Here is a 6,383-nt window from a genome sequence, read left to right on the forward strand (position 1 = left end):
GTCCGTCAACCAACTTCAAGAAATCCTAGAGAGATTGCTCAATGAGGGAGAGCTAGTAATTAACTGGCACAGAAGTATCCAAAATAAAGGTGACAAAGTTATTGCAAATTAAATGTCTATTAGCTTATGTTTGCTCCTGTAGACACTACCAACAATACCCCTGTAACAACACCAGTTACTGAAGAACAACCCCAGCTGACTGCCCCAGAAGTCGCCCTCCCAGAGTCAAACGACACAATGACAGACGTTACTGCTGAGACTCCAACAGCATCACCTCCCCCCAAGCGGCAAGCCAAGAAAAACTCATCCCCGGCTAGCAGCAAGCAAAGCAAGAAATCAGCATCCATCAAGAAGCCAAGCCAGCAAGCAGATACTTGGCAACAGTATGTGCGAGATGAATTTAGTAACACTACTTTATCAGAAGCTGTAGCTGAAGTTATGCAACAGCATTCAGGGAAGGTGTTGGAGACTGCCACAATAATAGATACCATCTTTGTCAATGACATTCCCAAAGAGGTCAGAAGCACGGCGCGAGAGCGTGTTTCAAATGTTCTCTCGGTTGGTGCAAAGAGTGGCAAATGGTATCGAGGGAAGTTAGGCAAGTACAGTATGTCCCAAGCAGCGGTTGCGGGTTAACTCAAGGATATAGCTTAAAGCCATAATCGATAAAGTGATTGCTCATGCCAAACACGCGATGGGTCAGGGACTTCATCACACCTAGGACAAAATGGAATGCTGTAGTCCAAAAGTTTATTGTCCCCTCTACCACATCTGTAAAACGATACGCAATTGCATTTGTGGGAATGCCAGTGGCGGTAGTTTGCCCAAAGGGGAACGGTGTCTGTCATAATCTACGGGTGATGGCGGTGGAGACTAAGAAGGCTGTGCTGTTGCCGCAGGCATGGTGGGATAAGTTGACGAGGAGGCAGTAATGGAGATTTTTGCGTTTTTGTTTGGGCTTAGTGGCAATTGCTTGGGCGATGGCTGCGCCCGCCGTAAGGAAAGCATTGCGCTTGTGACTGGTGCGGTTTTTGGTTGCAAGCGTCGGCAGCAGAATCGACCTCCTTAGCAGCCGTCACCAAAGTCAACAAAACTTAGACAGTGCCAAACATCGCAACCTACTATTCCTGTACTACCAGTTCCACCTTTTGAGGCGGTCGTACTAGAGAGCGGTTTTACTCTGTAAGCTATTACATTACATAGTTTGTCGACCTACCAACTGCCTTTGACCACACCCGTCTGCTACATCAAACTGACATCTAGTTAAACTCAAGAGTATTTTCAGGACATTTTTATGAAAAACGATTTAGAACTTTACGACTTAAATGCCGAGTGCTGGTGGAATGAGCATGCCAAAATTTATCCCTCTTTTGTCACTTTTGGGAGAGTAAAACCTAGAAGGGTGGTTATGATTCTCTGACCAAGGCTCAACGATTTCTTGCCCATGACATTGACAAGCTGTTTTTACTTCTAGAAGGAATTATCCCTGATGATATGCCCTAGGTTCGGGTTAAGTTGACAATGCCGCTTCCAGTTTCAAACAGATCCTAGCTTTTTATTTAACTTGCGTCACTCGCCAGCTGAGCTTTAGGTTTATCCAGAAATTCCAGATGGTGGCAACTGCGATCGCAATCAGGTTCGCTACATAACGGTTGGGGAAAACAAATTTGAAAATCAAATTCAATACCAGCACATTCAACACTAGCCCCGCCAGGCAAACGATATTAAATTTGACAAACCGTTTGCAGCGCTGACGCCATCCCCTTTGCTCACTGGCGATATCAGCAAAAGTCCATCTGTCATTCCACAAAAAATTATTGATAATCGCCACCTCGGCGACAATGATTTTACTGCGAGTCAGGGGCAAACCTAGCGTGATCGGGTCACTGAGCAAGTACAGCAGCGCCATGTCCACAAACACCCCTGATAGACCTACTAAACCAAAGCGGATGAACCGACCAAGCGGGAAGCCTAGCCCCTGACTGAGCCTTCTGAGCCGACCTTGAGAAAGACGTAGTCGTACTAGGTGTTGCAGATACTCCACATATTGCTTCCATGTCACCTTACTCTCACCCTCAAGGCGCTCTTGAAACACATAGCCAACTTCAGCAATCTGGCGTATGTTTCCCCGACCCAGCGCTTCAATTAGAATTTTATATCCTACGGGATTCAGTGTCTTACCAACAACACAACTGCGGCGTACCATGAAGTAACCACTCATTGGGTCACTGACGCGCCCGATTACTCCTGGTAGCAGGAGCAACCCCAAAACCTGCGCGCCACGGGACAAAAACCGCCTAACAAAACTCCATTTACTGACTCCGCCGCCTGACACATGGCGGCTGGCAACCGCCAAATCCGCTCCCCCATCAATTGCACTCAACAGTTGCAATAGGATTTGTGGCGGATGCTGCAAATCACCGTCAATTACCCCTAATACCTGCCCCTTGGCTGCCTGCCACCCGCGAATCACTGCCGAGGAAAGTCCACGTTCTTCGGTTCGGCGCATCACCCGCAATTGGGGATATTCAGGTATTAAGGATGTAGCAACTTCCCAAGTGCAATCTGGGCTATCATCGTCTACGACAATCAGTTCGTAGTCTCCAGGGATAGACTCATCTAGCAACTGACTCAATATCCTGACGATGTTTTTAATATTTGCACACTCGTTGTAAGTCGGAATCACTAGAGAAAACTTGATTAGGTCACTACCTGAATTTTGAGAGGCAGGAGGCAACTGAGAAATCTGCAAAGATCCTGATGGAACAGCTAAAAGAGAGTTGGGTGGCTTGAGCGTCATAAAGGGTTGTGTCGCAAAAAAGATTTGAGGACAGGGAATCCTGCTCAATCCCTGTTGCTTATTGTGCAATTTCAAAAAGTTGAGACACCAATTCTATTGATGCTCGGACATCGCCTTTTCTAACACCTTGAACCTGCCCTTTAGGAATCATGTTCATTGCTTCAAATCCTCTTAAGGTTCGGCGTGCTGTGTTGAACGAACCAAATCCCATTCCCGGTTTGGTCAATCGCTTGATAAATCGGTGGTCCTGCTCCACTTGGTTGTTCAAGTACTTAACTTGCCGCAGTTCTGTAGTTTCGGGGAGCTGTTCCTCGGCTTTTAGATCGTTAACAGCAGGTGGATATGCGGCATTCTTATCCACGTTAATTACCCTGGGCTCTTGAGTGTGAGCAGCATTAAGAGTTTTCCGCAGGAACCGCTCTGCTGCTGATGCATCGCGTTTGGCACACAGCAGAAAATTCAAGGTGTTCCCTTGCCAGTCTACTGCACAATACAGATACTTCCACCGACCTTTGACCTTGATGTATGTTTCATCAACTCGCCACGAGTCGTTCGTGCCGCGCAAATGGGGACGAATCCGTTTCTCCAATTCTGGGGCGTACTTCCGCACCCAACGGTTAATAGTTGAATGATCCACTTCCACTCCTGGTTCCTGCATTATTTCCTCCAAGTCCCGGTAAGACAGCGCCTATCGGCAGTACCACCGCACATTCAGGAGAATGATCTCTGCTTGAAAATGACACCATTTAAACACAGGGGGAGTAGACATGGGATGGTAGGGGAACAAAGAAGCTTTCCTACCCTACCATCCCACTCTCTTTTTGCGACACAACCTTAATTACTGCTTAAATTAGCCTTTGTTTATATTGACCTATTTTATAGTAACATAAGCTGCTAAGAACTCATCTAAAATAATTAAAACAATCCTTAAATTTATTAAAATTAATAATTTTAAGGATTAAGAAAAAATAGATTCAATAAACCTGAATATGTCAAAAAAAATTATAGTTTTTATATGCTTTACCTTTTTATCTTTTTTACTTAGATTTTGGTCGTTCTTTGACTCTGTTATTGATCATGACGAGAGTCTTTATTTTCTAATAGCGCAGAGCTTCCTTAATGGTGTACCTCCTTATATAGAAATTTGGGATAATAAGCCACCTGGAATCTTTATACTATTTTATCTAGCAATTCTAATTTTTGGAGATTCAATTACATCTATTCGGATATTAGCCTGTCTTTCAGTCGCAGTTACAAGCTATTTTTTGTATGAAATAGCAAAGCTGATTAGTAAAACTAATGAGAAAATCGGTTTAATAGCAGGAATTTTCTATTTAGTATTTTCCCTTAGTAACAATGGTGTAGCCGCAAATGCCGAAATATTATTTGCTCCTTTGGTGACCTTAGCATTTTACTTACTTTTTAAAAACACTAATTATAGATATATTACATTTTTTATAATAGGACTTTTACTAGGGCTAGCTATGCAAGTTAAGTATGTGGTGTTTATGGATTTTATTGCCTTTTTAGTAATAGTAACTACTCGTTTATCTTTTAAAAAAAAACAAGAATAATAAGTTAAAAACAATATTAATAAAAATTTATATATTTGCAATTTTTGGGTTTATAGTACCTTTCTTATTCACAGCTCTTTATTTTATAACTGTAGGTTACTTTGACGAATATTTTTACGCTACTTTCATAGCTAATACTAAATATGTTGATGCCACAAAGTTTTCATTAATAAATCTTTTGTCTGCTATAATAACCCAAATATATACTAATTTTCCTCTGTATTTGTGTTTATTTATAAGCTTTACTTATATCAAGTCTTCAAAAAAAATTAGTTTAAAAAATAAAATGAATTTATGCAGTTTATTTTACTGGTTTAGTTTTACATTTGCAGCAACTTTAGTATCAAAAAGGTTTATCGGACACTACTATTTACAATTATTGCCTCCTTTATGTCTAATTAGCTCATACATAATTGTCCAGACAGTAAATAAACAGATAATAAAAAATAAACGAAATCTATTTTTAATAATTGTGTCAGTTTTAATGTTCTTACAAACTTTATATCCTCATCTGCAAAAAAGTACAGAATTGGTTATAAATCAATATATAAAGCAAGAAAGTTATTTGGAGGATAAAGAAGTTTTAATTGCAAATTACATAAGACCAAAAATTAGTCCGAGTAACTACATATATATTGCTAACTACCAGCCAATTATTTATTATTTAGCTCGAGCTAAAATTCCTACGAAGTATGTTTTTACATCTCATTTAATTAGTTACTATTCGGTAATTACGGGTATAGATCCACTTCAAGAATTAACTTCTATTATGGATAAAAAACCAGTTTACGTGCTGTTTGATGAAGAGAGAATAATTGAGAATAATGAATATAAGATTGCTTTAGATGGATATTTGAAAAAGGATTATTTGCTAGAAAAAACAATAAGAAATATAAAGCTGTATAGAATCAAAAATCTTAAGTAAGTTTATTTTTGGCGCTTTATAGAAAAAGTTTCGACTCTCACCGCCCATTACAATTACATCCCCACTCTGAACAATATATTGTTTAGTTTCGTCAGTACGAAGAAAGCCGCTCAAAACGAAGATACCGGAATCTTCGTCCGGTATCTCCCAAGCTGATTGAAGTGATTGGCACAGATAAATTCTCTTCCGGTAGAGTCGAGGGCGGGTATTATTCCGCGCCCCTCTCTGTTAGATCCGTGCGTAAAACTTTCGCCTTACACGGCTCCCGATTCAATTAGGCAGTGCCTTTGCTCATGTGTAAATAATCATGGCAACTCTCATGTAGAGCTTCTAGATTATTGAATTTCCAATTGTGGTGATTTCCGTCCTTATGGTGCAAGTGAACTCGCTCCTCGGATGTCGTCTTTAATCCGCATCTAGCACATGAATGGTTTTGTCCTTTTAGGACTTTAGAGGTAGTACCGTCATAGAGCTTACTGTTACGTTCGCTCCAATAGGTCAAGTCGCCGTCGAATGGTGATTTATTTCCTTTGACGTTGATATGTTTGTTTTCGGAGTAAGGAACCGATGGAAAGGCTTTATCTAACAATACTTTGCTAGTGTAGCGGTTCAGTTTGCGTTCCTTATTAAATACCTTAAACGCTCTTTTTTGGATAAAATATAACGAGTTTTTAGACCCGTCCATCTTACAGAAGCGGTGATATTGCCTCCAACCCCTAACTACCGGGGCTAATTTCTCAGCCTTTGTGGTAGCACCATAGTTACTGTTGTTGACGATGTGTTTTACTTTCTGACGGAAAGCTTTAAAATTGTCCACTGAAGGGACGCATCTGAACTTCCCGTTGCTCTGCACTTTGACGCACCAGCCGAGGAAATCAAACCCATCTATCGTAGCAGTCAGCTTAGTCTTCTTTTCACTTACCTTTAGTCCTCGTTCTACTAGAAATTGACTAATACGGGTAGTGCGTCAGATTATTGTGGGATAGGTCACGATATCATTCCAAGTCCATGGTCGAGAGGTTAATCCTGCTCGTTGTGCGGCAGTGGACTTGAACCGACTATGCTGCCAAATCCAATTGAAGTA

At 41.0% G+C, this 6,383-nt stretch carries 6 protein-coding genes and 3 pseudogenes; 5 read left to right on the forward strand and 4 right to left on the reverse strand.

The features are described 5' to 3' along the window. The first annotated feature begins 126 nt into the window (after window positions 1-126). The 3 genes from AC2VE5_RS23570 to AC2VE5_RS23580 are packed head-to-tail and all read left to right on the forward strand — an operon-like array spanning window position 127 to window position 1,069. Complete coding sequence (locus tag AC2VE5_RS23570) at window positions 127-636, forward strand: hypothetical protein (RefSeq protein WP_486890091.1); 510 nt, start codon at window positions 127-129, stop codon at window positions 634-636. A 44-nt stretch (window positions 637-680) separates the two neighbouring features. Next, window positions 681-932, forward strand: a complete 252-nt coding sequence (locus AC2VE5_RS23575; protein WP_486890092.1) for a hypothetical protein — start codon at window positions 681-683, stop codon at window positions 930-932. Then, window positions 932-1,069: a hypothetical protein gene (locus AC2VE5_RS23580; RefSeq protein WP_486890093.1), complete on the forward strand. Its 138-nt coding sequence runs from the start codon at window positions 932-934 to the stop codon at window positions 1,067-1,069. The genes AC2VE5_RS23575 and AC2VE5_RS23580 overlap by 1 nt, the downstream gene beginning before the upstream one ends. A 486-nt stretch (window positions 1,070-1,555) precedes the next feature. On the opposite strand, the gene AC2VE5_RS23585 is transcribed toward AC2VE5_RS23580, so the two are convergent. Both AC2VE5_RS23585 and AC2VE5_RS23590 read right to left on the reverse strand, forming a co-directional pair. Next, window positions 1,556-2,800: a glycosyltransferase gene (locus AC2VE5_RS23585; protein WP_486890096.1), complete on the reverse strand. Its 1,245-nt coding sequence runs from the start codon at window positions 2,798-2,800 to the stop codon at window positions 1,556-1,558. A gap of 58 nt (window positions 2,801-2,858) precedes the next feature. Continuing rightward, a pseudogene (locus AC2VE5_RS23590) lies at window positions 2,859-3,569 on the reverse strand (IS6 family transposase). A 220-nt stretch (window positions 3,570-3,789) separates the two neighbouring features. On the opposite strand from AC2VE5_RS23590, the gene AC2VE5_RS23595 reads away from it, so the two are divergent. After that, window positions 3,790-4,374, forward strand: coding sequence for an ArnT family glycosyltransferase (locus tag AC2VE5_RS23595; RefSeq protein WP_486890094.1), 585 nt, complete (start codon window positions 3,790-3,792; stop codon window positions 4,372-4,374). A 472-nt stretch (window positions 4,375-4,846) separates the two neighbouring features. Then, window positions 4,847-5,299, forward strand: a complete 453-nt coding sequence (locus tag AC2VE5_RS23600; RefSeq protein ID WP_486890095.1) for a hypothetical protein — start codon at window positions 4,847-4,849, stop codon at window positions 5,297-5,299. Window positions 5,300-5,573: 274 nt separating this feature from the next. On the opposite strand, the pseudogene AC2VE5_RS23605 reads toward AC2VE5_RS23600, so the two are convergent. Continuing rightward, window positions 5,574-6,257 (reverse strand): annotated as a pseudogene (locus AC2VE5_RS23605) (HNH endonuclease); the annotation flags it as partial. 9 nt (window positions 6,258-6,266) lie between these two features. Next, window positions 6,267-6,383: pseudogene (locus AC2VE5_RS23610) on the reverse strand (IS1 family transposase); the annotation flags it as partial.

The sequence above is a fragment of the Aliterella sp. E5.1 genome, assembly GCF_057473825.1.